This window comes from Microlunatus spumicola (assembly GCF_039536445.1).
GTDB lineage: Bacteria > Actinomycetota > Actinomycetes > Propionibacteriales > Propionibacteriaceae > Microlunatus > Microlunatus spumicola.
The window spans coordinates 271,293-294,869 of record NZ_BAAAYR010000005.1 but is presented as its reverse complement, the minus strand read 5'-3'; the positions used below and the strand labels follow the sequence as shown (position 1 = coordinate 294,869).

Annotated in this window: 27 protein-coding genes; 9 read left to right on the top strand and 18 right to left on the bottom strand. The window is 73.6% G+C overall.

Annotated elements, in window-relative coordinates; all coding sequences use genetic code 11:
- Window positions 1-5 precede the first annotated feature (5 nt).
- Together dacB and ABD665_RS19245 are read right to left on the bottom strand one after the other, a co-directional pair.
- Complete coding sequence (dacB, locus tag ABD665_RS19250; RefSeq protein WP_204911244.1) at window positions 6-1,553, bottom strand: D-alanyl-D-alanine carboxypeptidase/D-alanyl-D-alanine endopeptidase; 1,548 nt, start codon at window positions 1,551-1,553, stop codon at window positions 6-8.
- Window positions 1,554-1,689: 136 nt separating this feature from the next.
- Window positions 1,690-2,385 carry a VOC family protein gene (locus ABD665_RS19245; RefSeq protein ID WP_204911243.1) on the bottom strand — a complete coding sequence of 232 codons (696 nt, stop codon included), beginning with the start codon at window positions 2,383-2,385 and terminating at the stop codon, window positions 1,690-1,692.
- A 103-nt stretch (window positions 2,386-2,488) separates the two neighbouring features.
- On the opposite strand from ABD665_RS19245, the gene ABD665_RS19240 reads away from it, so the two are divergent.
- Genes ABD665_RS19240 through ABD665_RS19225 form a run of 4 tightly spaced genes read left to right on the top strand, consistent with a single transcriptional unit; the run spans window position 2,489 to window position 6,355 of the window.
- A complete protein-coding gene (locus tag ABD665_RS19240; protein WP_344742786.1) occupies window positions 2,489-3,832 on the top strand; it encodes a magnesium transporter MgtE N-terminal domain-containing protein in 1,344 nt (447 codons plus the stop codon).
- Entirely contained in the window at window positions 3,819-4,454 is a 636-nt protein-coding gene (locus tag ABD665_RS19235) for a DUF1003 domain-containing protein (RefSeq protein WP_204911241.1), read from the top strand. The genes ABD665_RS19240 and ABD665_RS19235 overlap by 14 nt, the downstream gene beginning before the upstream one ends.
- Window positions 4,451-5,143 carry a thiaminase II gene (tenA, locus tag ABD665_RS19230; protein WP_204911240.1) on the top strand — a complete coding sequence of 231 codons (693 nt, stop codon included), beginning with the start codon at window positions 4,451-4,453 and terminating at the stop codon, window positions 5,141-5,143. Before ABD665_RS19235 ends, tenA begins: the two co-directional genes overlap by 4 nt.
- A gap of 48 nt (window positions 5,144-5,191) precedes the next feature.
- Window positions 5,192-6,355 carry a P-loop NTPase gene (locus ABD665_RS19225; RefSeq protein ID WP_204911239.1) on the top strand — a complete coding sequence of 388 codons (1,164 nt, stop codon included), beginning with the start codon at window positions 5,192-5,194 and terminating at the stop codon, window positions 6,353-6,355.
- A 185-nt stretch (window positions 6,356-6,540) separates the two neighbouring features.
- On the opposite strand, the gene ABD665_RS19220 is transcribed toward ABD665_RS19225, so the two are convergent.
- The 6 genes from ABD665_RS19220 to ABD665_RS19195 all read right to left on the bottom strand — a co-directional run bounded on the left by ABD665_RS19220 (window position 6,541) and on the right by ABD665_RS19195 (window position 11,773).
- Entirely contained in the window at window positions 6,541-6,966 is a 426-nt protein-coding gene (locus ABD665_RS19220) for a twin-arginine translocase TatA/TatE family subunit (RefSeq protein WP_204911238.1), read from the bottom strand.
- A 1-nt stretch (window position 6,967) separates the two neighbouring features.
- Window positions 6,968-8,182, bottom strand: coding sequence for a S1C family serine protease (locus ABD665_RS19215; protein WP_344742780.1), 1,215 nt, complete (start codon window positions 8,180-8,182; stop codon window positions 6,968-6,970).
- A 2-nt stretch (window positions 8,183-8,184) separates the two neighbouring features.
- The gene (locus tag ABD665_RS19210; RefSeq protein WP_204911236.1) at window positions 8,185-9,669 is read right to left on the bottom strand and encodes a zf-HC2 domain-containing protein; all 1,485 of its coding nucleotides are present in this window, start codon (window positions 9,667-9,669) and stop codon (window positions 8,185-8,187) included.
- 7 nt (window positions 9,670-9,676) lie between these two features.
- On the bottom strand, window positions 9,677-10,405 hold the full coding sequence (sigE, locus tag ABD665_RS19205; protein ID WP_204911235.1) for an RNA polymerase sigma factor SigE: 729 nt from the start codon (window positions 10,403-10,405) through the stop codon (window positions 9,677-9,679).
- A 186-nt stretch (window positions 10,406-10,591) separates the two neighbouring features.
- Window positions 10,592-11,500 carry a 4-hydroxy-tetrahydrodipicolinate synthase gene (dapA, locus tag ABD665_RS19200; RefSeq protein ID WP_204911234.1) on the bottom strand — a complete coding sequence of 303 codons (909 nt, stop codon included), beginning with the start codon at window positions 11,498-11,500 and terminating at the stop codon, window positions 10,592-10,594.
- Window positions 11,501-11,551: 51 nt separating this feature from the next.
- The gene (locus ABD665_RS19195) at window positions 11,552-11,773 is read right to left on the bottom strand and encodes a biotin/lipoyl-binding carrier protein (RefSeq protein ID WP_204911233.1); all 222 of its coding nucleotides are present in this window, start codon (window positions 11,771-11,773) and stop codon (window positions 11,552-11,554) included.
- Window positions 11,774-11,898: 125 nt separating this feature from the next.
- Between ABD665_RS19195 and ABD665_RS19190 the strand changes: the two genes are divergently transcribed.
- Window positions 11,899-12,591, top strand: a complete 693-nt coding sequence (locus tag ABD665_RS19190) for a class I SAM-dependent methyltransferase (protein ID WP_204911232.1) — start codon at window positions 11,899-11,901, stop codon at window positions 12,589-12,591.
- Between the two features lie 246 nt (window positions 12,592-12,837).
- Here ABD665_RS19190 and ABD665_RS19185 read toward each other — a convergent pair whose 3' ends face one another.
- From ABD665_RS19185 to ABD665_RS19175, 3 genes are all read right to left on the bottom strand, one after another.
- Window positions 12,838-13,122 carry a DUF1540 domain-containing protein gene (locus ABD665_RS19185; RefSeq protein WP_204911231.1) on the bottom strand — a complete coding sequence of 95 codons (285 nt, stop codon included), beginning with the start codon at window positions 13,120-13,122 and terminating at the stop codon, window positions 12,838-12,840.
- A 108-nt stretch (window positions 13,123-13,230) separates the two neighbouring features.
- Window positions 13,231-13,932 (bottom strand): hypothetical protein, encoded by a 702-nt coding sequence (locus ABD665_RS19180; RefSeq protein ID WP_204911230.1) that lies wholly within the window; start codon window positions 13,930-13,932, stop codon window positions 13,231-13,233.
- A complete protein-coding gene (locus tag ABD665_RS19175) occupies window positions 13,929-14,975 on the bottom strand; it encodes a zinc-binding dehydrogenase (RefSeq protein WP_204911229.1) in 1,047 nt (348 codons plus the stop codon). Before ABD665_RS19175 ends, ABD665_RS19180 begins: the two co-directional genes overlap by 4 nt.
- Before the next feature lie 101 nt (window positions 14,976-15,076).
- Here ABD665_RS19175 and ABD665_RS19170 point away from each other — a divergent pair, with 101 nt between their 5' ends.
- Window positions 15,077-15,814, top strand: a complete 738-nt coding sequence (locus tag ABD665_RS19170; RefSeq protein ID WP_204911228.1) for a WHG domain-containing protein — start codon at window positions 15,077-15,079, stop codon at window positions 15,812-15,814.
- Between the two features lie 42 nt (window positions 15,815-15,856).
- Here ABD665_RS19170 and glgC read toward each other — a convergent pair whose 3' ends face one another.
- Window positions 15,857-17,077 carry a glucose-1-phosphate adenylyltransferase gene (glgC, locus tag ABD665_RS19165; RefSeq protein WP_204911227.1) on the bottom strand — a complete coding sequence of 407 codons (1,221 nt, stop codon included), beginning with the start codon at window positions 17,075-17,077 and terminating at the stop codon, window positions 15,857-15,859.
- A 178-nt stretch (window positions 17,078-17,255) separates the two neighbouring features.
- On the opposite strand from glgC, the gene glgA reads away from it, so the two are divergent.
- Window positions 17,256-18,440, top strand: coding sequence for a glycogen synthase (gene glgA, locus ABD665_RS19160; protein ID WP_204913893.1), 1,185 nt, complete (start codon window positions 17,256-17,258; stop codon window positions 18,438-18,440).
- A 209-nt stretch (window positions 18,441-18,649) separates the two neighbouring features.
- On the opposite strand, the gene ABD665_RS19155 is transcribed toward glgA, so the two are convergent.
- From ABD665_RS19155 to ABD665_RS19135, 5 genes are read right to left on the bottom strand one after another with little or no spacing between them, the layout of a single operon-like run.
- On the bottom strand, window positions 18,650-18,817 hold the full coding sequence (locus tag ABD665_RS19155; RefSeq protein ID WP_091075091.1) for a DUF3117 domain-containing protein: 168 nt from the start codon (window positions 18,815-18,817) through the stop codon (window positions 18,650-18,652).
- A gap of 41 nt (window positions 18,818-18,858) precedes the next feature.
- A complete protein-coding gene (locus ABD665_RS19150) occupies window positions 18,859-19,497 on the bottom strand; it encodes a DNA-3-methyladenine glycosylase I (protein WP_344742772.1) in 639 nt (212 codons plus the stop codon).
- Window positions 19,487-19,972 carry an SRPBCC family protein gene (locus ABD665_RS19145; protein ID WP_204911226.1) on the bottom strand — a complete coding sequence of 162 codons (486 nt, stop codon included), beginning with the start codon at window positions 19,970-19,972 and terminating at the stop codon, window positions 19,487-19,489. Before ABD665_RS19145 ends, ABD665_RS19150 begins: the two co-directional genes overlap by 11 nt.
- Window positions 19,969-20,277, bottom strand: a complete 309-nt coding sequence (locus tag ABD665_RS19140) for a DivIVA domain-containing protein (RefSeq protein WP_204911225.1) — start codon at window positions 20,275-20,277, stop codon at window positions 19,969-19,971. Before ABD665_RS19140 ends, ABD665_RS19145 begins: the two co-directional genes overlap by 4 nt.
- 35 nt (window positions 20,278-20,312) lie before the next feature.
- A complete protein-coding gene (locus tag ABD665_RS19135; protein WP_204911224.1) occupies window positions 20,313-21,074 on the bottom strand; it encodes an LOG family protein in 762 nt (253 codons plus the stop codon).
- A gap of 75 nt (window positions 21,075-21,149) precedes the next feature.
- Here ABD665_RS19135 and ABD665_RS19130 point away from each other — a divergent pair, with 75 nt between their 5' ends.
- A complete protein-coding gene (locus ABD665_RS19130; protein ID WP_204911223.1) occupies window positions 21,150-21,428 on the top strand; it encodes a hypothetical protein in 279 nt (92 codons plus the stop codon).
- Here the strand turns inward: ABD665_RS19130 and dapE are convergent.
- Window positions 21,425-22,519: a succinyl-diaminopimelate desuccinylase gene (gene dapE, locus ABD665_RS19125; protein ID WP_344742769.1), complete on the bottom strand. Its 1,095-nt coding sequence runs from the start codon at window positions 22,517-22,519 to the stop codon at window positions 21,425-21,427. The genes ABD665_RS19130 and dapE overlap by 4 nt on opposite strands.
- Window positions 22,520-22,603: 84 nt before the next feature.
- Between dapE and dapD the strand changes: the two genes are divergently transcribed.
- Window positions 22,604-23,575, top strand: coding sequence for a 2,3,4,5-tetrahydropyridine-2,6-dicarboxylate N-succinyltransferase (gene dapD, locus ABD665_RS19120; protein WP_204911222.1), 972 nt, complete (start codon window positions 22,604-22,606; stop codon window positions 23,573-23,575).
- Window positions 23,576-23,577 lie beyond the last annotated feature (2 nt).

Sequence of the window (23,577 nt, the reverse complement as noted above, 5' to 3'; positions counted from 1 at the left end):
GTCCGCTACCCCCGCCAGCCGGCGAGCGCGACGACGACCTCGTTCTCCATCGGCCGTGGGGTCGCGCCGGCGTAGTTGCTGAGGATCGAGAACGCGTAGCGCCGCCCGTCGCGACCCTTCACGTAGCCGCTCAGCGCCGTCACCCCGGTCAGCGACCCGGTCTTCGCGTGGGCGTTGTCCGCCGCGCGCGTGCCGTTCATCCGGTGTCGAAGGTTGCCGCCGACCCAGTGGCTGTCGACGCCGGCGACGGGCAGCGCGGCGTCGAACGCCGACCACCAGGGCTCGTCCCGGACCTCCACGAGGGTGCTCGCCAGCGTCAGCGGCGTGACCCGGTCGCGGCGCGAGAGCCCGGAGCCGTCGACCAGGTCGAGGCCCTTCGTCGGGACGCCCAGGTCGCGCAGGTAGGCCGTCGTCCGGGCCACCCCGGCCGGCCAGCTGCCGGGCGCGCCGCCCTGCGCGCCCATCGTCTTGGTCAGGGCCTCCGCGTGCAGGTTGTTCGACAGCTTGAGGAAGGGGACGAGCAGCTGGGACAGCGGCACGGACCGGTCGCGCGCGACCCGGGTGCGCTTCGTCGCGGGCGTGGTTCCAAGCTTGGTGCCGCCCACGACGGTGATGTCCTGCCGCTTCAGCTCCTCGCGGAACACGGCGGCCGCGTACAGCTCGGGCTTGTCGACCGTGACCAGGCCCGACCACGTCGTGCCCGCCCGGACGTGGCCGCGGACGGTGATCGCGTTCCCGCCCGACGCCCGCGACAGCGACAGGCTCGTCGAGCCGGTGGTCGAGGGACTGCCGACCAGGCGGACGTACTTCTTGGCGATCCCCGGCGTCGTGCTGATCTTGGGCCGGCTCCCGCGGCTGCCGCCCTTGACCTTGACGATCACGGTGCCGGTGTCGAGGTCCGCGTTCGGCGCGACCGTCAGCGCGGCCGTCTGGGCCGCGTAGTACGACGACGCGTACGAGGTGGACCAGGCCGGGTGGTAGCGCTGGGCGTCGAAGAAGCTGCCGTCCGCGACGAGCTTGCCGGTCACCTTCGTGATCCCCGCGGCCCGGACCTGGGCCGCCAGCGCCTTGTAGTCGGACTGGCGGCTCGAGGGGTCGCCGTGCCCGACCAGGTAGAGCGAGCCGTTCAGGACGCCGTCGGTGACCCCGCCCCGGCGCACCACGTCGGTGGTGAAGCGGTAGTCGGGGCCGAGCACGTGCATCGCGGCGACGGCCGTGAGGACCTTGGCGTTGGAGGCCGGCAGGTTCGCGCTCGTGGAGCGCCGGGAGTAGACGACGGCGCCGGTGTCGGCGTCGAGCACCGAGACGTCGGTCTCCGTACGACTGCGGGCGTCGTCGAGGATCCCGGACAGCTTCGTCCCGAGGCGCGCCTGCGACGAGGCGAGGGCCGACGCGGCCCCGGCGCTCGGGGCGACGGCGACCGGCGCGGCCTCGGCGGGCCGGCCGGGGGCGAGCGGGGCCACGAGGACCAGCGCGGCCAGGCCGGCGAGCGCGGCACGACGGGCTCCGGCCGCGGGAGCGGCGGTTCCGGGGACGGACGTGGGTACGGGCATGAGCGCCTCCGCAGCGTTGGGGTCCCCGAGCCCGAGCACCTTAAGCCGCTCTCAGCCGCCCTGCCCAGGGGTCACCCTCGCCTCTGAAGTGACGGTCGAGACTCCGGATCGTGAGGCGAAAGAGCCTCACGACCCGTCACGAGGAGGGCCGGAACACGCAGAACTCGTTGCCCTCGACGTCGGCCAGGACATCCCACGCGATCTCGTCGTCCCGCGTGCGCAGCAGGGTCGCGCCGGCCGCGAGCAGCTCGTCCGTCGAGCCGACCACGTCCCAGTGCACGCGGTTCTTGACCGTCTTCGCCTCGGGCACCGGGACGAAGTTCACGGCCCAGGGCAGGCCGCCGCCCTCGATCCACGTGTCCTCGGCGTTCGTCTGCGCCTCGACGCCGAACCGCTCCGCCCACCACGCGGCGAGCCGGTCGGGGTCGCGGCAGTCGACGACGAGCTCGTGCAGCCGGTAGGCCCGCAGCCGCTCGGGAGGCCGGACGAAGGCGCAGAGCTCCCCCGCCTGGTCGTGGGTCAGCACCGTCCACGGGAAGCGGTCGTCGCTCACCCGGGCGCCCAGGGCGACGACGTCGTCGACCGCCGCGACGTCGACGTCGAGGTGCACGCGGTTCTTGACCGTGCGCGGCTCCGCGACCAGGTTCAGCCAGACCGTGTGCGCCGGCACCCCGTCGCCGAGCCGCAGCACCGTGGGCCGGCGCTCCTCCCCCTTCAGGCCGAGCAGCGGCCCCAGGAAGGCAGCGGCCGCGTCGAGGTCGGTCACGTCGACGCACAGGTCCTGGAGCACGACCCGCGCGGCCCGTTGATCATGGTGCTCCGGAGCACTCATCTGATCATCGCCTCTCATGATCAACTCACCACCGGTCGGGAGCCCGCACGTCTGGCATGCGTCCTGGTCCGGTGCCGGTCCGAAAGAGGAACATAATCGGGCGGTGGCGTCCGCGACCTCGAGCACGATCTTCGTCTCACGCATCCGCGGCCTGCCGGTCCTCGACGCGTCGGGCGACCAGGTCGGCCGGTTGCGTGACGTCGTCGTGCAGCGACGCGCCGGGATGCTGGCCCCCCGCGTCAAGGGTCTGGTCGTCGAGCTCTTCGCCCGTCACCGCATCTTCATCCCGATGGTCCGCACCTCCAGCATCGACGCCGTCCAGGTCGTCATCACCGGCGTCGTGAACACCCGTCGCTTCGAGCGTCGCGAGTCGGAGACGCTCGTCATCGACGACCTGTTCGACCTGACCGTCGACCGTCTCGACCACGCCGGCAAGGCCGTGATCTTCGACGTCGCGATCCAGCCGGTCCGCAGCCGCGACTGGGAGCTGTCGCAGGTCGCGCTCCGCGCCGCGGGTCCCGCCCGCCGCTTCGGGCGTCCCGGGAACGTCACCATCGTCGACTGGCGCAACATCCGGCTGCCCGGCAGCGCCAGCAGCCAGGGCACCGAGCAGCTGCTCGCCCAGCTCGAGGACATGAAGGCGGCCGACGTCGCCCGCGAGCTCCACGAGATGACGCCCGAGCGGCGCAACGAGGTCGCGTCCGCCCTCGACGACACCAAGCTCGCCGACGCGATCGAGGAGCTGCCCGAGGACGAGCAGGTCTCCCTGATCTCCTCCCTCGACTCCGACCGGGCCGCCGACGTCCTGGAGGAGATGGACCCCGACGACGCCGCGGACCTGATCAACGAGCTCTCCCCGGAGATGGCCGAGGTGCTGCTGCAGCGGATGGAGCCGGACGAGGCGCGCGACGTGCGCCGGCTGCTCAGCTACAGCGAGTTCACCGCCGGCGGCATGATGACGCCGGAGCCGGTCGTCCTGCCGCCCGACGCGACCGTGGCGGACGCGCTCGCCCGGATCCGGGAGCCCACGCTGACCCCGGCGCTGGCCTGCATGGCGTACGTCTGCCGCTCGCCGCTGGAGACGCCGACGGGCCGCTACATCGGCGCCGTGCACTTCCAGCGGCTGCTGCGCGAGCCCCCGTCGACGCTGGTCTCGGCGATCGTCGACACCGACATCGAGCCGGTCAGCGTCAACGCCGGGCTGCACGCCGTCAGCCGCTACTTCGCCACGTACAACCTCGTCAACGCGCCCGTGGTGGACGGCGACCACCGCCTCATCGGCGCCATCACCGTCGACGACGTGCTCGACCACGCGCTGCCGGCCGACTGGCGCGGCAACCAGCTCGACGCGCCGAGCCAGGAGGCGACCGGCGACGGCAGAGGTGACGGTCGGGGCGACGGCACGGAGCCCCGGGCCCGCAGGGCGGTGAGCCGTGGCCAGGGCTGACCGCGACGGCGACCGCGGCACCAGCCGCGAGCAGCAGCGCCTCAACACGCCAGGTCGCCGGACGCGGTCGGTCCTGCCGACGCTGCGCTGGGACCGGGACGCCTTCGGCAAGTTCGCCGAGAGCTTCGCCCGCTTCATGGGGACGGCCAAGTTCCTCATCGGGATGACGGTGATCATCGTCCTGTGGGTGCTGTGGAACGTGCCCTTCGGCCCGCCCCGCCCGCGGTTCGACGAGTACCCCTTCATCTTCCTCACCCTGATCCTGTCGCTGCAGGCCTCGTACGCCGCTCCCCTGATCCTGCTGGCGCAGAACCGGACGGAGGCCCGCGACCGGGTCGCGCTCGAGGCCGACCGCGAGCAGACCGCGCAGAGCCGGGCCGACATGGACTTCCTCGCCCGCGAGATCGCCGGGCTGCGGATGTCGGTCGGCGAGCTGGCGACGCGCGACTTCCTGCGGGGCGAGCTCCGCGGCGAGCTGCGCGCGATCATGGACGAGCTCGACGACGACGAGGACGAGGGCGACCTCAGCAAGCCGGACCGGCACGCGTCGAACGGCTCCTCTCGGCGCGACTCCCAGCTGCGCGAGTCGAACCGCCGCAGCGACGGCGCGCGCTCCCGGTGAGCGACGTCCGGGACGAGGGCGGGCAGGACGGCTTCGCCGCCGAGCTGTGGTCCGCCGGCGCGGCGACGTACGACGCGATCGTGGCGCACCCCTTCCTCACCGGGCTCTCCGACGGCACGCTGCCGCGGGAGGCGTTCGCCGCCTTCGTCGCCCAGGACAGCCACTACCTGCAGGCGTACGCCCGGGCGCTCGCGCTGACCGCGGCGCGGGCGACGGACCCGGCCGCCGTCCGGATGTTCTCCGCGCACGCCGCGAACGCGATCGCCGTCGAGCAGGACCTGCACGCCCGGCTGCTCGCCGAGCTGGGGCTGAGCAGCGCCGACGTCGCAGCGACGCCGGTCGGGCCGACGACCCTGGCCTACACGTCGTACCTGCTCGCCGTCTGCGCGACCGGGACCTACGCCGAGGCCGTCGCCGCCGTCCTGCCCTGCTACTGGGTCTACCGCGACGTCGGCCGCACGCTGCTGGAGCGCTCCTCGCCGGACCCCGTCTACGCCACCTGGATCGCCACGTACGCCAGCCCCGAGTTCGACGCGGTCGTCGAGGCCGTCGTCGCCACGGCGGACGCCCTGGGCCCGAGCACCGGCCCGGCCGAACGCGCACGCTGCCGGACGCACTTCGCCACGACGACGCGCTACGAGTGGATGTTCTGGGACGCGGCCTGGACCGGTCTCACCTGGCCGGTGTGAGGAGATCGGCGGCCGGGACGGCCCGCGCGCCGACCTAGGCTTGGGCCCGTGAGCACCACCACCGCTGAGCACCCCCTCGTCCCCCGCGTCCGCGCGGCGCTGCACGGCGTCAACGACCCGGAGATCCGCCGCCCGATCACCGAGCTCGGGATGGTCGACACCCTCGACGTCGACGCCGCCGGCCGGGCCCGCGTCCGCGTGCTGCTGACCGTGTCGGGGTGCCCGATGAAGGAGACCCTGACCCGCGACGTGACCGCCGCCGTGTCCGCGGTCGAGGGCATCAGCGGCGTGGACGTCGACCTCGGCGTGATGAGCGACGAGCAGCGCGGCGCCCTGCGCGACGTCCTCAAGGGCGGGACGCCCGACCGCGAGATCCCCTTCGCCCAGCCGGGCTCGCTGACCAAGGTCATCGCCGTCGCGTCCGGCAAGGGCGGCGTGGGCAAGTCCTCCGTCACGGTCAACCTCGCCCTCGCGCTAGCCCGTCGCGGCCACCTCGTCGGCGTGCTCGACGCCGACATCTACGGCCACTCCGTGCCCGCGATGCTCGGGGTCGCGGACGCGCGTCCGACCGCGGTCGAGGACATGATCATGCCGGTCCCGACGCAGGGCATGAAGGTCATCTCCATCGGGATGCTCAAGCCCAAGCGCGACCAGGTGGTCGCCTGGCGCGGCCCGATCCTCGACCGGGCGCTCACCCAGATGCTGGCCGACGTCTACTGGGGCGACCTGGACTACCTGCTCCTCGACCTGCCGCCAGGCACCGGCGACGTGGCGATCTCGCTCGGGCAGAAGCTCCCGAACGCCGAGGTCATCGTCGTCACCACCCCGCAGCAGGCGGCCGCCGAGGTCGCCGAGCGCGCGGGCACGATGGCGTCGATGATGAACCAGCGCGTGATCGGCGTGGTGGAGAACATGTCCTACCTGGCCGTCACCTGCCCGCACTGCGGGGAGGAGCAGCGCCACGACGTCTTCGGCACGGGCGGCGGCGAGTCGGTCGCCCAGGGCCTCACGACGCGCCTCGGCTACCCGGTGCCCCTGCTCGCGGAGGTTCCGCTCGACCCGCGCGTCCGCGCCAGCGGCGACGTCGGCTCCCCCATCGTCGCGGAGGACCCGGAGACCCCGGCCGCGCAGGCCCTCCAGTCCCTCGCCGACGGGATCGCCGCCCGCGGACGCAACCTCCTCGGCCGCCAGCTGGGACTCTCCCCGGTCTGATTAGCCGAGTCGGCAAGAACGCCCCCTGAGCTTGTCGAAGGGCCCCGGAGGGGTTGGCGTTCTGCTGAAGCGGCGCCGACCTCTTCGAGGCCCTTCGACAGGCTCAGGGGGCGTTTCCGCTGAGCCCTTCGACAGGCTCAGGGGGCATCTCCGCTAGGCCCTCGACAGGCTCAGGAGGCTTTCGGCTACGTCGCCTCGGCGTCGTACGGGGTGTGCGCGGGGGTGGCCGCGGCCATCGCGTCGGCCGGGCCGCCGGGGCTGACGTCCTTGGCCCCCTCAATCGAGGCGTGCACGGACTCGCGGCTCTCGCCGAGGGTCTCCCCCACGCCCGCGATCTCGGCCTTCACGTCGGCGATGACGGAGTTGTCCAGCAGGTTCTTCTGGATGAAGGAGCGCGGGTTCAGGTCGCGGAAGTCGAGGTTCTCGAACTCCGGGCCCAGCTGCTGGGTGAGCTGCTGCTGCGCGCTGTTGGCGGTCGTGCGCAGGTAGTTGATCAGCCGGGCCGCCTTGCGGGCCAGGTCCGGGAGCCGTTCGGGCCCGAAGAGGATCACGGCCAGGACCAGGAGCAGCGCGAACTCCGGCCCGTTGATGTCGAGCAGCAGCGGCGTCACGTCAGCCCACCCGTCCGCCGAGCGTGAGCTCGGCCTCGGCGCGGCTCGAGCCGCGCGTGTAACCGAACGTGACCCGGTCGCCCGGGCGGTGCGTACGGACCATGACGACCAGCTCCTCGCGCGTCTCGACCCGGCGGCCGTCCACGGACGAGATGAGGTCGCCCACCTTCAGCCCGGCCTTGCGGGCCGCGCCGCCGGCCTCCACGCTCGTCAGCTCCACGCCGTCCGTGCCCTCCTGCAGCTGGGCCCCGACCACCGGGTAGGTGGCCCTGCCGTCCTTGACCAGCAGCTCGCCGATCGTCTTCGCCTGGTTGACCGGGATGGCGAAGCCGATGCCGATGTTGCCGGTCTGGCCCTGTCCCGACGAGAGCGTCAGGATGGCCGAGTTCACGCCGATGACCCGCGCGCCCGCGTCGACCAGCGGGCCGCCGGAGTTGCCCGGGTTGATCGGCGCGTCGGTCTGGATGCCGTCGATGTAGGCGGTCGGCGCGTCGGCGCTGCCGGACTCGTTGACCGTCACGGGGCGCTCGAGCGCGGAGACGATGCCCTGGGTGACCGTGCCCGGGAGGCCCAGCGGGGACCCGACGGCCACGACGGGCGCGCCGACCGCGGCCGACCGGGAGTCGCCCAGCTCGAGCGGCCGGAGCTGGTCGTCGGCCTTCACCTTGATGACGGCCAGGTCGTACGAGGGGCTGCGCCCGACGAGGGACGCGGTGGTCCGGCGGCCGTCGGAGAAGACGACGCGGATGCGGCTGCCCTTCGAGGCGCCGGCGACGACGTGGTTGTTGGTCATCACGTGGCCCTGGCGGTCGATGACGAAGCCGGAGCCCGTGCCCGTGCCGCTACCCGAGCCGACCTCGATCATGACCGTGCCGGGCAGCACGCGGCGGGCGACCTCGACGGTGCTCGTGGTCTCGCCCGGCGGCAGCGGGGCCGGGGCGGGGTCGGTGCTGCGGGCCGGGTCGGAGGTGGCCGAGGCGCTGCCGCCGGCGGCGAGCCGGGCGGCACCGAAGCCCGCTCCCCCGCCCACGAGCAGCGCGGTGACGGTGGCGACGGCGACCACGCCGCCGATCCCGGTGCCCCGGGGTCGACGGGGCGGGGGCGGTGTCGCGGCCTCGCCGAAGGGCCAGTGGTAGGAGGGTGCGGCGCCCGGCCCGTCGACCGACGCGGACGGCACCGACGAGCCCGAGCGGTCCGGGCCCACGCCGTGCGACATCCTCAGCCCTTCAGATCGGCGAGGATCCTCGACCAGCCCTCACGCACGCGGCCCAGGGTAGTCGTCTCGACCGGCCCCTCGTGAGGGAACGCGGCGACCGACCGGCGCAGCAGCGAGGACGGTCCGTCGGTCGTCACCGTGTAGACCGTGTCGCCGGACTGCCAGGTGGCCCAGCGGACCGCACCGCTGTGGCGCCAGGCCTGCAGCTTGTCGTCCCAGCGGGCGCCGGCCGGGGCTCCGGAGAGCCGGCCGTGGCGCTGCAGCACGCTCACGGTGCTCGCCCCGTCGCCGTAGACGACGTGCACGGACCGCGGGTCGGTCGGGGTGTCGGTGGTGACCTCCAGCAGGTCCAGCCCGGCCATCTCGTCGGAGCAGGACCAGCCCGAACGGCTCAGCTGGGCCGCGTCCGCGCTGACCACGGAGGTGGCGAGACGTGTCGCCGCCTTCGTCGGCGCGACGTTCGCGTACGGGACCACGTCCACCTCGGTGAAGCCGGCGGCCGTGCTCAGCCCCTCGTCGTCGTAGCTCTCCTGCCACAGCAGGACGCCGGTGGCGTCGTCCACCCACCAGCGCTTGGCGACCATCCCGTGCTCGTCACGCGCCTCGACCACGGAGGCGCGACGGCCGGCGACGTGCAGCCCCGAACCGGTGCTGAGCGCGTACGCGTGGGCGATCAGGTCGACCGGCGAGGCGCCGTCGGCGGCGGCCACCTGGGCCTGCGCGAACGAGCTGGCGAGCACGTGCCCGTCGGGGTCGAACACGCTGACCATCGCACCCTGGCGGCTGCGGGTGTCGACGCCGACGCGGGCGGCGACGGTCCGCTCGTCCATCCGGGCCAGCACGGCCTGGTCGCCGGCGACGGTGGTGGTGCGGCCGGCGGCCATGGCCCGGTCGAGGAGGTCGACGGCCTCCGGCTCGCCCTCCGCGTGGTGGATCTTCTGCGACGGCCGTTCGACCTGGGAACCGTCCTGCGTCGCCTCGGGGAGCGAGTCCAGCAGCATCAGGGCACTGAGCGAGGCGCCCGTGACCGAGAGCTCGGCCGCGGCGGCGCCGAACTCGGCCTGCGCCTCGTCCGCGGGGTCGGCGACGGCGGCCAGGTTGCCGTTCGGGGCGGCGAACCAGCCGGTCAGCCCCACCACGCCGAGGATCGCGCCCGTCGCGAGCGTGCCCAGGACCGCCCGGACCCGCGCACGGCGCCGCTCGGACGGGAGCGCGAGCCCGCGGGAGCCGTCGAAGGCCTTCGTCCAGGGCCGCACGGAGGCGTCGTCGGCGATGGAGACGAGCCGTGCGGAGAGCGGCGCGGGCGCCGGGGTCCCGGCACCGCTGCGGCCGAGGAGGTCACGGACGGCCCGCAGCTCCGCGACGTCGGCACGGCAGTCCGCGCAGGAGAGCAGGTGCGCGACGACGCGTTCGCTGTCCTCCGGGGACAGGGCGCCGTCGACGAAGCCGGAGCGCAGCTCGGCGAGGCCGTCGCAGGCGCTGCTCACGTGTCTCTCACAGGGCGACCGCGTGCACCCGTCCGTCGAGCCCGCGTCGTGAGGAGGAGCGACCCCCCTCACCCCCTGCCGAGCTCCACCCGCTGGAGCTCGTGGGGCTCGGGTCGGCACCGTCGAGCTCCGCCGCGCGACCCGCCTCGGCGTCGACGCCGAGGTAGCGGGTGTGCTCGAGGGTGGGACGGCGGTGCGCGAGGGCCTCGCGGAGCTGGGCGCGGCCGCGGTGGATGCGGCTGCGGACGGTGCCGATCTTGAGGTCGAGGACCTCGCTGATCTCCTCGTACGTCAGGCCCTCGATGTCGCAGAGGACGACGGCGGCGCGGAAGGTGGGCGCGAGCGCGTTGAGGGCGGCGGCCACGTCGTGGTCGAGGTCGGCGTCGTCGAGCTGCTGCGACGGGTTCGGCCACGAGCTCGCGAGCCGGTCGTCGCTGCCCTCGGCGAGGCCGTCGAAGCGGATCTTCTGGCGGCGACGGGCGCCGTCGAGGAAGAGGTTCGTGGTGATGCGGTGGAGCCAGCCCTCGAACGTCCCCGGCTGGAAGCGGTGCAGCGAGCGGAACACCCGGACGAAGACGTCCTGGGTCAGGTCCTCGGCGTCGTGCGCGTTGCCGGTGAGGCGGTAGGCGAGGCGGTAGACGCGCGCGCTGTGGTCGCGCACGATCTCCTCCCAGCTCGGCGGCTGCCACACGACCTCGGCGGTCTCGGTGGGGGCGGAGCCAGGGACGGTACGCACGGGAAGTGCCTCCTGCGACACAGGCGCGGCCGGAGCGGTCGCGACCAGGGCCTCATCGTGGCGAGCCGACCTGTCCAGCGACTTCACGAAACCTGTCAGCAACCTGTGCACCTCCCTCCCACGTCTCGTACGTGGCAAGAACGAAGCAGGCCGGGCCCGTGTTCCCCGGCGCGTGCCGGGAAGGGGTCAGACGGCGGCGGGCGCCGGTGCCGACGCGAGCCCGGCGGCGTCGAGGGCCTCGCCGAGCGCGACCCGCTGCTCCGGCGTGGCGGGGACGAGCGGCAGCCGTACGCCGCCGACCCCGCGCCCCTGCAGCTCGAGCCCGGCCTTGACGAGGATCGCGCCCTGCGTGGCGAAGATGCCCGTGAAGATCGGCAGCAGCCGGCGGTGCAGCCGCAGCGCCTCCGCCGGGTCGCCGCTCATCGCGGCGTCGATCAGCGCGCGGACCTCGGGCCCGCAGAAGTGGGTCGAGGTGCCGACCACGCCGACGGCCCCGACCGACAGCAGCGGCAGGGTGAGCGCGTCGTCGCCGCTGTAGTAGGCCAGGTCGGTCGCGGCCATCACGGCCGCGGACGCCACCAGGTCGCTCTTCGCGTCCTTGACCGCGACGACGCGCGGGTGCTCGGCCAGGCGCAGCAGCGTCTCCGACGCGATGGCCGTCCCGGCGCGGTGCGGGATGTCGTAGAGCATCACCGGCAGGCCGGTCGCGTCGGCCAGGGTCCGGAAGTGCGCGAGCAGCCCGGACTGCGGCGGGCGGGAGTAGTAGGGCGTGACCGCGAGCAGCCCGGCCGCGCCGGCCTTCTCCGCGGCGGCGGCGAGCTCGAGGGTGTGCGCGGTGTCGTTGGTGCCGACGCCGGCGACGACGTGCGCCCGGTCGCCCACCGCGTCGACCACCGCGCGGACGACGTCGGCCTTCTCGCGGTCGCTCGTGGTCGGGGCCTCGCCGCCCGTGCCGTTCACCACGATGCCGTCGTGGGCGTCGCGGTCGACGAGCGTGGTGGCCAGGGTCGCGGCGGCGTCGAGGTCGAGCGCGCCGTCGGCGTCGAAGGGCGTCACCATCGCGGTGAGCAGCCGGCCGAACGGCGGAGGAGCCATGGCCGTCATCCTACGGAACGCGGTCGGCGACAGGTCGGCGCAGCGCCGCCGTCAGGACGGGTCGATGACCACGAGCGGGTCGCCGTCGTTCACGACGTCGCCGTTCTCCACCACGATCTCGACCACCGTGCCCGCCACCTCGGCGAGCACCGGGATCTCCATCTTCATCGACTCGAGGATGACCACCGCGTCGTCGGCCGCGACCCGCTGACCCACCGCGACCTCGACCTTCATGACGGCCGCGACGAGCTCGGCGACGACGGTATGGCTCATGGTCGGCAGGGTATTCCCACGCGGGCACCGGCCGCTGCCACCCGTCCGCCGCACGGCCCCCTGCCCCCCGCCGGCCGGGTCGGCGCCGTACGCTCGCGACCCGCCCGCACCGATAGGCTGCCGTCGTGAGTCCCTCGCCTGCCGCTTCCACCCCTGCCGCCAACCACGGTGAGCCGACGTCGCCCGACGTCGCGCCGAAGCCCGCGAGCTGGGCGTACGCCGAGGACTTCGCGGTCGAGGGGGACGCGGCCGCGCAGGCCCGGGTCGAGGCCGAGCCGCTCGGCGTCGAGCCGCTGAGCCGCGGCACGGTCAGCACGCTGACCTTCCTCGCCCGCACGGTGCAGGCGAAGGCGGTCGTCGAGATCGGCACGGGCACCGGCCAGTCCGGGCTCGCGCTGTTCGCGGGGATGCAGCCCGACGGGATCCTGACCAGCGTCGACCTCGAGGCCGACCACCAGCGCCAGGCCCGCAAGGCCTTCAGCTCGACGGGCATCCCGAGCCAGCGGTTCCGGCTGATCGCGGGTGACGCCCTGACCGTGCTGCCCAAGCTGAGCGACGGCGCGTACGACCTCGTCCTCGTCGCCGGCGACACCCTGGAGTACGCCGACTACGTGCAGCAGGGCCTGCGGCTCCTCCGCCACGGCGGCCTGCTCCTCATGACGCACGCCCTGTGGCACGACCGCGTCGCGGACGGTTCCGACGACGACGACGAGACCCTCGCCGTGCGCAGCGCCCTCGAGGCCGTGGCCGAGAACGAGGACCTCGTCGCGACGCTCCTCCCCGTCGGCGACGGCCTCCTCGCCGCCGTCAAGCGCTGAGCCTTCCTGCCTGACGCCGCCCCCTCGTTCGGGTGCGGCAGCGGTCACTCGAGTCACAGGACTTTCACGTTTACGTGAAACACCGGTACTGAGCACGGCAGATCTGCCGTGGTGAGTACCGGTCTTTCACGTAAACATGAAAAACCGGGGACAGGTGGGGCGGGCTCTCGACCAGCGCGGAGACGCCGCGAGCCGCCCCGGACGTGGTCCGGGACGGCTCGGGTGGTGCGGCTGGAGGCGGTGAGCTCAGGCGGCGGCGTAGGACAGGCAGTCCGCGCCGGAGGCGGCGGAGCCGACGCTGACGAACGGCGCGCGGCACTCGAGGGCCTCGTTGTTCACGCAGTCGGCGCGCTGGCAGGCGCCGACCTGGGCGACGACGTCGAGGCCGCCCTTGTCGTTGAGGGAGAGGAACGTCGCGCACTCGGCGTCGGCGTTCATGCTGATCGCGAAGGCGTGGCAGCCGTCGTGGTTGTACGCGCAGCTCGTGGCCGAGCAGTCGTGGACGGGGGGCATCTCGAGCAGGTCGGTCATGGGAGCCTCCAGGCGGTGTCGGGGTCGCTGGAGGCCGACGCTAGCCCCGGCCGGAGGGGTCCCGCCAGCAAGCGGAGGCTCCCCTCAGAAGTCGTAGGGCAGCCTCTCCTACGCCTCTCGCGCGCTCCTCGCGGGCCGCCCGGCGACGAGCAGCGCGACCCCGGTCAGCACCGCCCAGGCCAGGAAGCTGTACATCGGGATCCGCTCCGCGACGCCGATGGCGAGCCTGCCGTACGTGAGCGGGATGCTCAGCAGACCGACCACGCCGAGCCCGACGCCCACCCCGCGAACCCCCGCGGGCAGCCCGAGCCGGCGCCCCAGCAGCCCCACCGCGACCGCGAGCGCGTTGCCGGCGACGATCGAGCCGAACGCGCCGGCGAGGTAGAGCGGGAGCAGCCCGGCGGCGATCGTGGCGGGTCCGAGCGGGACGACCGCGAACACCAGGAGCCCGAGCGCCACCACGACCCCGGCCCCGGTGACCAGCCCGCGACGCCACCCGGCCAACCCGCGCGCCAGCCGGGCGGCGGCCGCGGCGACGAGGAGCCCGGTCGCCACCCAGCCGACGTCCATCAGCAGCCAGCGGGGCGAGGAGATCGCGTAGCCCCCGAACTCGCCGACGAAGCGGCTGCCGAGGACGTTCACGTAGTCGTCGGCGTAGCTGTAGGGGCGGACGTCCCAGGCCGCGGCCACGACGGCCTCGACGACGACGAACCCCACGCCCGCGAGCAGGAGGGCCGCGCCGGTCCACCGCGACGACCGAGGGTCGGGCGTCGTGGCGGAGGTCGGGCCGGTGGAGGTCGGGGCGGTCACGGGACCAGCACCACCTTGCCGTTGAGGGTGCGCGACTCGGCCAGCTCCATCGCCCGGACGACGTCGGTCAGCGGGAAGCGGGCGGCGACGTTGGCGGTGATCGTGCCGTCGGCGAGCAGCGCGAAGACGTGGCCGAGGTCCTCCTCGAGACGCCTCCGGAACCGTGCGGGCCGGGTGCGGTGCCCCGACCAGAGGTCGTAGAACGTCGCCCGCCTGCCGTTCGGCAGCGCCGACCACAGGAGCGCCTGCCCGATCGCGGACAGGAACGGCCTCCACAGCCCGCCGGTCCCGCTGACCGCGTCGATGATCGCGTACGAGACGAGCGTCCCGCCGGGCGCGAGCAGCGACCACGCGGTGCGGGTGGTCGCGCCGCCGATGTTGTCGAACACCGCGTCGACGCCTCCGGGGGCGAGCGCGCGGACCCGTCCGGCCAGGTCGGGGTCGGCGTAGTCGACGGGCTCGACGCCGGCCGCACGCAGGGCCTCGTGGTGGCGCGGCGAGGCGGCACCGATCACGCGTACGCCGTGGTGCTGCGCGAGCTGGACGAGGATGCCGCCGACCCCGCCGTTCACGCCGAAGACCAGGACCGTCGCGCCGGGCCGGACCCGGGCGGCGCGGTGCAGCATCTGCCACGCGGTGACCCCGTTGACCACCACGGTCTCGGCGTCCTCCGGGGCGATCCCGTCGGGCACCGCGACGGTGTCACGGGCCTCGACGGCGACGTGGCCCGCCCACGCCCCGGTCTTGGTCATGCTGGCGACCCGCCGGCCGACGAGCGCGGCGTCGGCGCCCGGGCCGGCCGCGAGGACCCGGCCCACGAGGTCGTAGCCGGGGGTGAACGGGAAGGCGGGCTGGCCGAAGTAGCGGCCCTTGCGCATCGCCTGCTCCGCGTACGAGATCCCGGTGGCCTCCACCGCCACGAGCAGCTGGCCGGGGCCGGGGTCCGGGACGGGCGCGGTGACGAGCTCGAGGCCCGCGGGCTCGACGACCCCGGGCAGGACGACGCGGGTGGTGGTGGCTGGCGCCGGTGCGGAGCTGGTCACGTGGGTTCCTCTGCTTCTGCTGCTGTGGTTCACGATGTGAATACCCTTCACACTAGTGAGTACCTGTTACGGTGTCAACGAACTTCACGGAAGGGGGACTCATGAGCACCGAGCAGCGCAGACCGACCCGCCGCGAGGAACGGCGGGTGCAGACGGTCCGGGAGATCAAGGCGCTGGCCATGGAGCAGATCCGCTCCGGCGGGCCCGACGCGGTGTCGCTCAGCGGGGTCGTCCGCGAGATGGCGATGTCGCCGGCGGCGGTCTACCGCTACTTCGAGAACCGCGACGCCCTGCTGGCCGACCTCGTCGTCGACGCGTACGACGACTTCGCCGACTTCCTGGAGTCCCGCGGCGCGGCCGGCGGCGGCGCGGACGAGACGCTGGCCGCGGTGCTCGGGGCCGCGCGAACCTGGGCCGGCGAGCACCCGAACGAGTACCGGCTGGTCTTCCAGTCCCGCGCCGGCTCGGGCGTGGACCTCGCGCCGGAGCGCACGGTGCCGGCCGCGACCCGCAGCATGCTGGTCCTCGTCCGGGCCCTGGCGGCGGCGGACGGCTCCCCCGCCGAGACCTCAGGGGCGCCCGGCACCCCCGGGCGGGCGGATGGCGACACGCTCGACGGCGCCGTCCGGGCGTGGGCCGAGCACGCCGGGCTGGATGCGTACGCGCCTCGGGTGCTGCGGCTGGCCCTGGCGTCCTGGACGCGGCTGCACGGGGTGATCAGCCTGGAGCTGGGCGGGCACCTCGGCGCCGCGGGGCTCGACCCCGCCGTGCTCTACGCGGCCGAGGTCGACGCGATCGTCCGGGCGCTGGTCGAGCCCGGCACCACCGACCTCGGCTGAGCTCGGGCTCGGCTGACCACCGGGCTCAGCCGACGGCCGGGCTCACCGGACCGTGACGCCCTTGCCGACGACGGTGATCCCGCTGTCGGAGACGGTGAAGCCGCGCGCGAGGTCGTCGGCCTTGCTGACGCCGATCTGGGCGCCGTCGAGGACCACGACGTTCTTGTCGAGGATCGCGCTGCGGACGACGGCCTTGTGGCCGATCCGCACCCCGGTCAGCAGCACCGAGTGGTCCACCTTGGAGCCCTCGTCGACGCGGACGTTCGGCGACAGCACCGAGCTCTCGATCGAGCCGCCCGAGATGATGCAGCCGGGGCTGACCAGCGAGTCGAGCGCGAGGCCGCGGAGGGTGAACTTCGCCGCCGGCTGCTGCACGGGGTAGGTCCAGATGGGCCAGCCCTGGTTGTAGAGGTTGAAGACGGGGTCGATGGACACCAGGTCCATGTGCGCCTCGTGGTAGGCGTCGATCGTCCCGACGTCGCGCCAGTAGGCCTTGTCGCGGTCGGTCGACCCCGGCACGTTGTTGCCCGTGAAGTCGTAGACCTGCGCGTCCCCGGCGTCGACGAACGCGGGCACGATGTCCCCGCCCATGTCGTGGCGCGAGTCCTCGAGGTCGGCGTCGCGCTCGAGGCACTCGATGAGGGCGTCGGTCGTGAAGATGTAGTTGCCCATCGAGGCGAAGGACGACTCGGGGTCGTCGGGCAGGCCGGGCGGGTCGGCCGGCTTCTCCAGGAACTCGGTGATCTTGTTGTCGGGCGCCGCGTCGATCACGCCGAAGGCCGAGGCCTGGCTGCGCGGCACGCGGATGGCGGCCACGGTCAGCCCATGGCCCCCGTCGATGTGCGCCTGCAGCATCTGCGAGACGTCCATCCGGTAGATGTTGTCCGCGCCGAAGACGACGACGTAGTCCGGCTTCTCGTCGTTGATCAGGTTCATCGACTGGAAGATCGCGTCGGCGCTGCCCTGGTACCAGTGCGGCCCGCGCCGCTGCTGCGCCGGGACCGGCGTCACGTAGTTGCCGAGCATCGTCGACATGCGCCAGGTCAGCGAGATGTGGCGGTCCAGCGAGTGCGACTTGTACTGGGTGAGCACGGCGATCTGGCGCATCCCGGCGTTCGCCAGGTTGGACAGGACGAAGTCGATCAACCGGTAGGTCCCGCCGAAGGGGACCGCCGGCTTGGCCCGGTCCATCGTCAGGGGCATCAGGCGCTTGCCCTCGCCGCCGGCGAGGACGATGGACAGAACCTTCGCTGGTACAGCCATGAGGGAAACCTAGAGCGCACCGTACGACCGGCCTCACGCGGGGTCGTCGGGGGTGGGCCGACGCCCCGCAGAGACGCACGTCACGTTGTGGGAGCATGCCCAGATGAGCCCCGCCGACGACGTCCAGGACGCCGAGACCCTCGCAGCCACGGACGAGGCGGCCGCGCCCGACCGGCGGCTGTCCGTGTCCGTGCTGACCCGCGAGTACCCGCCGACGATCTACGGCGGCGCCGGTGTGCACGTGGCCCAGCTGGTCCCCCAGCTGCGCGCGCTCGTCGACGTGGACGTGCAGTGCATGGGCGAGCCGCGGGAGGGCGCGACCGCCCACCCCGAGACCTACCCGGCCGGCGCGAACGCCGCGATCCGCGTGTTCGGGGCCGACCTGGGCATGGTCGCCGCGGTGCCGCCGGTCGACGTCGTCCACTCGCACACCTGGTACGCCAACCTCGGCGGGCTGCTGACGGGGCTGTTCCAGGACGTCCCGCACGTCGTCACCGCGCACTCGCTCGAGCCGCACCGGCCCTGGAAGGCCGAGCAGCTGGCCGGCGGCTACCGCCTCTCGTCCTGGGCCGAGCGCACCGCCTTCGAGGCCGCCGACGCCGTCATCGCGGTCAGCGAGGGCATGAAGACCGGGATCCTCGAGTCCTACACCGACCTCGACCCCGCCCGGCTGCACGTGGTCAAGAACGGCATCGACACCGACGAGTTCAAGCCCGACCTGGGCACCGACGTCGCGGAGTCGATCGGCATGGCGCTCGACAAGCCGACGGTCGTCTTCGTCGGGCGCATCACCCGGCAGAAGGGGCTCATCCACCTCGTGCGCGCCGCCGAGCAGTTCCACCCGGACACCCAGCTCGTCCTGCTGGCCGGTGCCCCGGACACCCCGGAGATCGCCCGCGAGATCGGCGACGCCTTCGGGCACCTGCAGAGCACCCGCGGCAACGTGATCTGGATCGAGGAGATGCTGCCGCGGGCCAGCGTGCGCCAGATCCTCTCCCACGCCACGGTCTTCGCCTGCCCGTCGGTCTACGAGCCGCTCGGCATCGTCAACCTCGAGGCCATGGCCTGCGAGACCGCCGTCGTCGCGAGCGCCGTGGGCGGGATCCCCGAGGTCGTCGTCGACGGCGAGACCGGCTACCTGGTGCCGTACGACCCGGCGAAGGCCGACGACCCGGCCTTCGTCGCGGCGTTCGAGGCCGAGTTCGCGGCGAAGGTCAACGCGCTCACGGCCGACCCGGAGCGGGCGAAGGCCTTCGGCCTCGCCGGTCGGCAGCGCTGCGTGGACGAGTTCAGCTGGGCCAAGATCGCCGCCGAGACGGTCGACGTCTACCGCGCCGCGATCGCCCACCACGCGGGTCGCTGAGCCCGTCAACGCCCCCTGAGCCTGTCGAAGGGCCCGGAACGGGTTGGCATTGGTGATGAGAAGCGCCGACCTCTTCGAGGCCCTTCGACAGGCTCAGGGGGCGTTCCCGAGGCGCTCCTGCGAGGTGATGTGGCGTTGCCGTGAGCGTCCGGAGACGGCACAGGCCCCGCGCTGAGCGCGGGGCCTGGTCGTTCTAGGGGTCATCTCCCTCAGCCGATGACGCCCTTCAGGGCCTCGGCGAGGTCGGTGGCCTCGGTGGCGTTCAGCTCGACGACGAGGCGACCGCCGCCTTCGAGCGGAACGCGCATGACGATCCCGCGACCCTCTTTGGTGACCTCCATGGGTCCGTCACCGGTTCGCGGCTTCATCGCTGCCATCGTGCATCCTCATCTGCTAGGGGATCGTGGTACTCGGCTAATTATCGCGTACGACCCCAGGGTTTCGCACGCTGGGCGGCGACGGCCTCGACGGCGGCCCGCAGCAGGGCCGCGTCGGGGACCTCGCAGTCGCTGCGGTGGTCGTCCACCAGGCCGGTCGCCTGCATGAGCGCGTACGCCGTGGTGGGGCCGACGAAGCGGATCCCGGCGGCCTTCAGCGCCTTGGCCAGCGCCGTCGACTCGGGCGTGACGGCCCGGAACTCACCGGGCCCCGGGCGCGGGGAGTCCGTCCGGAACGACCACACCAGGTCCGCGAACCCCTCCCCCAGGTCGGCGACCACCCGGGCGTTCGCGAGGGCGGCGTCGATCTTCGCAAGGTTGCGGACGATGCCGGCGTCGGCCATCAGCCGTTCACGGTCGTCGTCCCCGAACCCGGCGACGACCTCGGGGTCGAAGCCGGCGAACGCCCGCCGGAACCCCTCGCGCTTGCGCAGGATCGTGATCCACGCGAGCCCGGACTGGAACGCCTCGAGGGTCAGCCGCTCGTAGAGCCCGGCCACGCTCGCGACCGGCCAGCCCCACTCGGTGTCGTGGTAGGCGACGTACTCCGGCGTGGAGAGCGACCAAGGGCACCGGACGAGACCGTCCGGGCCGTGCACGACCTCCGGCTCAGGCCCCACGGGGACGCTCGACGAGCCCGGCGAACGTGTCGAGGCTCGCCGCGAACCCCCGCCGCATGACCGGCAGGACGAGGCGCAGCAGCGCCTCCACCGGAGCGCCTCCCGGCACGGTGAAGACCTCGGTGCAGACCAGCCGCGCACCGGCCGGGTCGGGCAGGACCTTGAAGGACCCCTCGCCGGTGAAGTACGGGCCCAGGTGCAGCACGGCGAGCTCGCCGGGGGCGTCGCCCGGCGCGGACCCGGGCGGGGTCCAGCCGGTGACGACGAAACGGTCGAGCAGCCCGACGGGCACGGGTCCGAGCCAGAACCCGCTGAGCGCCGCCACCCGCGCGCCGAGGCCCGTGCTGCGCGTCCCGGTGACCCGGACGTGCGTGAGCGGGATCCAGCGGTCCTGCCCCCGCCAGTCGACGAGCTCGTCCCAGACGCGCTCCGGGCTCGCCCGCAGCTCGCGGGAGACCTCCAGCCGCAGGCTCACCGCTCCACCTCGGAACGACCGGTGCCGGCCAGCTGCGCCTCGAGCTCAGCGACCCGCGCGTCGCGGGCCTCGAGCTCGGCTGCCAGCCGGTCGAGGACGGCGTCGACCTGGTCCATCGCGTAGCCGCGCAGCGCCACGCCGAAGCGGAGCCCCCGCACGGCCCCGGCGTCGAGCGGCTCGTCGGAGACCGTCATCGCGTACGTGTCCCGCACCGGGTCCTTCGCCATCGACCCCCCGCCTCCTGCCGCGACGACCGCGGCCACGCCGAGCGCCACGACGGCGACCGCAGCGATGAACCACTCCATGGGTGAGATCGTGCCACGCCGCTCGGAGCGGGGCCCTACTCCGGACGTTCCGGGGTGACCGGTTCCGGGTCGGCGACCACGGCCGCGACCGCCTCGTCGACATCGTCGGTGACCGTGAACATCTCCAGGTCGGGTTCGGAGATCGCCCCGTGGGTCAGCGCGGTCTCGCGCAGCCAGCCGAGGAGGCCCGACCAGTAGGAGCTACCGAAGAGCACCACGGGGAACGACGTCACCTTGCGCGTCTGCACGAGCGTGAGCGCCTCGAAGAGCTCGTCGAGCGTGCCGAAGCCGCCGGGCAGCACGACGAAGCCCTGGGCGTACTTCACGAACATCGTCTTGCGGGCGAAGAAGTAGCGGAAGTTGATGCCGAGGTTCACGTACGGGTTCAGGCCGGTCTCGAACGGCAGCTCGATCCCCAGCCCGACCGAGATCCCGCCGGCCTCCGCCGCGCCCTTGTTCGCGGCCTCCATGATCCCGGGGCCGCCGCCGGTGATGACGGCCTGGCCGGCCGCCGCCAGCCGCGCGCCGACCTGCTCGGCGGCGGCGTACAGGGGGTGGTCGGCGGGCGTACGTGCGGAACCGAAGACACCGGTCGCGGGGCCGAGCTCGGCAAGCGTGCCGAAGCCGTCCACGAACTCGGCCTGGATCCGCAGCACGCGCCACGGGTCGGTGTGGACCCAGTCCGTCGGCCCGCGCGACTCCAGGAGCCGCTGGTCCGTCGTCGTGCCCTGCCGCTGCGTACCGCCCCGCACCACCGATCCTTCGACGAAGCGCCTGCCCTCGGTCCGGTCCGTCACGCTCCGACCCTAGCCGCGGGCGCCGTCTCGACCAGTCCCCCGCACCGTGGTCGGGGGCGGTGCGATCCTCCCAGGGTGACGGGGGCGAGCGCGGGGACGCAGCGGGTGACGTTCGTGAACGCGAACTGGTCGCCGGGACGGCCCGACGGCGAGGCGTTCGAGCTGATGGTGGTGACGGAGGACGAGCAGCGCCACGCCCTGCCGGTCGGCGCCGGTCAGATGGCGGCGCTCGTCGCCCTCACCCAGGCCGCCGGGGTGGTGCTGCTGTGGGACCCCGAGGACAGCACCCTCGTGGCGGCGAACCTCCTCGGCGAGTGGGTCCCGACGACCTGGTCCGCCTCGACCGCGGGCTAGGCCAGCCAGCGCAGCAGGGCGTCGCGGCAGGTGTGCAGGTCCGCGGTCGGGCAGAACTCGTCGTCGGCGTGGGCCTTGCCCGGGTCGCCGGGGCCGAAGTTCACGGCGGGGATGCCCAGGGCCGAGAACCGGGCGACGTCGGTCCACCCGAACTTGGGCTGCGGCTCGCCGCCGACCGCGGCCACGAAGTCGGCGGCCACGGGCTGGTCGAGCCCCGGCCGGGCGCCGGCGGCGACGTCGGTGACCTCGAGGTCGAAGCCGTCGAGGACGTCGCGCAGGTAGGCCTCGGCCTGCGCCGGGCTCTTCGACGGCGCGAAGCGGTAGTTGACCTCGACCACGCAGCGGTCGGGGACGACGTTGCCGGCGATGCCGCCAGCGATGCGGACCGCGTTCAGGCCCTCGCGGTAGACGAGCCCCTCGACCTCGACCTGCGCGGGCACGTGGGCGGCGAGGCGCTCGAGCAGCGGCCCGGCGGCGTGGATGGCGTTGGACCCCTTCCAGGAGCGGGCGGAGTGCGCGGCGACGCCGGTCAGGGTGATCTCGGCGCGCATGGTGCCCTGGCAGCCGCCCTCGACGCGGGCGTTCGACGGCTCCCCCAGCACGGCGAAGGTCGCGGCGAGCAGGTCGGGGCGCTCGCGGCCGATGCGGGCCAGCCCGTTGCGGCTCTCCTCCACCTCCTCGTTGTCGTAGAAGATGTAGGTGAGGTCGCGCGAGGGTTCCGTGAGCGCGGCCGCGACGGCGAGCTGCACGGCGACGCCACCCTTCATGTCGCAGGCGCCGCGCCCGTGCACGACCCGGTCGTCGCCGGAGCCGGTGGTCCGCGAGGGGACGTTCCCCGCGATCGGGACCGTGTCCGTGTGCCCCGCGAGCACCACGCGCTCGGCGCGTCCCAGCTGCGTACGCGCGACCAGGACGTCGCCGTCGCGCACCAGCTCGAGGTGGTCGAGCGGCTCGAGGGCGGCCTGGATCGCGTCGGTGAGCCGCGCCTCGTCACCGCTCACGGACGCGACGTCCACGAGCGCGACCAGCAGGTCGGTCAGGTCACCGGTGAGGTCGAGCCGGGGCAGGGGTTCCGAGGGCGACGTGGGCACGGGGCCGACCCTATCGAGGGGCGACCTCGTCGCTCCCGAGCCGGAGGGGAGCCGCCGACGGCCCTCCCCTCTAACCTTGGGCGCATGACCGACGCCGAGACCGACGCCGCGACCGCTGAGACCACCGCCGGCCCGCGCCTGGCCTGGGGCTGGGGCCTCGCCACCGTGCACGAGAGCGCCGGGGTCCTCGACACCGCGTTCCCCGCGCCCGCGCTGGGCGCCGCGTCCGACGGGCCGGCGCCGGCGGAGTGGCAGGCGGCGGAGCGCACGGACGAGGTCCGCGGCGTCCGCGTCGAGCTGCGCCGGGTCGAGGTCGACCTCGACGCCGCCCCGGCCGACACGTCCGACGCCTACCTGCGGCTGCACCTGCTCAGCCACCGCCTGGTCGCACCGCGCTCGATCAACCTCGACGGCCTCTTCGCCGTCCTGCCGAACGTCGTGTGGACCACCGCCGGTCCCTGCGCCGTGGCGGGCTTCGAGGCGGTGCGCTGGCGCCTGCGTGCCGCGTACGGGGTCGTCACCGTCTACGGCGTCGACAAGTTCCCCCGGATGGTCGACTACGTCCTCCCCACCGGCGTGCGGATCGCCGACGCGGACCGGGTCCGGCTCGGCGCGCACCTGGCCGAGGGCACGACCGTGATGCACGAGGGCTTCGTGAACTTCAACGCCGGGACGCTCGGGACCTCGATGGTCGAGGGCCGCATCTCCGCGGGCGTCGTCGTCGGTCGCGACTCCGACATCGGCGGCGGCGCCTCCGTGATGGGCACGCTCTCGGGCGGTGGCAAGGAGCAGGTGTCCATCGGCGAGCGCTGCCTCGTCGGTGCGAACGCCGGCATCGGCATCTCGCTCGGCGACGACTGCGTGGTCGAGGCCGGCCTCTACGTCACCGCCGGCACCAAGGTCACGCTGCCGGGCGGGCAGGTCGTCAAGGCCGCCACCCTCTCCGGCGAGCGCGGCCTGCTCTTCCTGCGCAACTCGCTCAGCGGCGCGATCGAGGTGCGGCGCCGCGCCGGGCAGTCCGTCGAGCTGAACGCGGCGCTGCACAGCAACCAGTAGCC